At 55.9% G+C, this 542-nt stretch carries 1 pseudogene; it reads right to left on the bottom strand.

From position 1 onward, the window contains the following. Positions 1–151: 151 nt before the first annotated feature. Positions 152–442 (bottom strand): annotated as a pseudogene (locus ACWGTO_RS33790) (IS630 family transposase); the annotation flags it as partial. Positions 443–542 lie beyond the last annotated feature (100 nt).

Here is a 542-nt window from a genome sequence, read left to right as displayed (position 1 = left end):
AAAAAAGAGTCGGCGGACCACCGCCACAACCGAGCATGCCAGCTGTTAGACAAGCCATTCTCGACCTCTTCACGCGATCGCCACCCCGCAGATGTCCTCACTGTCAGAAGCTGCCCGCACACGCCCTCAAACCTAAACTGCCAAAGTAGTGCTAGTCACCTGAATCTGAAGTTCGGTTCATTGTCTTCTGGCAGAAACGCTTGACCGATGCGAGGATCTGGTCGGCGGCTTTGACCCATTTGTATGGGGTGGGGTTCTCGTTGTGGGTTTCGATGAAGGCGTCGATATCAGCTTCCAGTTCTGCGGTGGAACGATGTACGCCGCGCTGCAACTGCTTTCGCGTCAGCTCTGCGAACCACCGATCGACCTGATTGATCCAGGATGCCGACGTTGGTGCGGCGCGGCGATCAACGTGAGAGCTTCTCTCCCAGATTGATGGTGTGGAACGGCCCCGCTACCGACAGCATCTAAGTGCTAGAACTCGGTTGAGAACATCCAATTGATGCGGGCGCCGCTGTTATTTCTCTGGTTTTCCCACGCAG

The sequence above is a fragment of the Mesorhizobium sp. PL10 genome (assembly GCF_053714315.1).
This window is presented reverse-complemented; position numbering and strand designations above follow the sequence as displayed.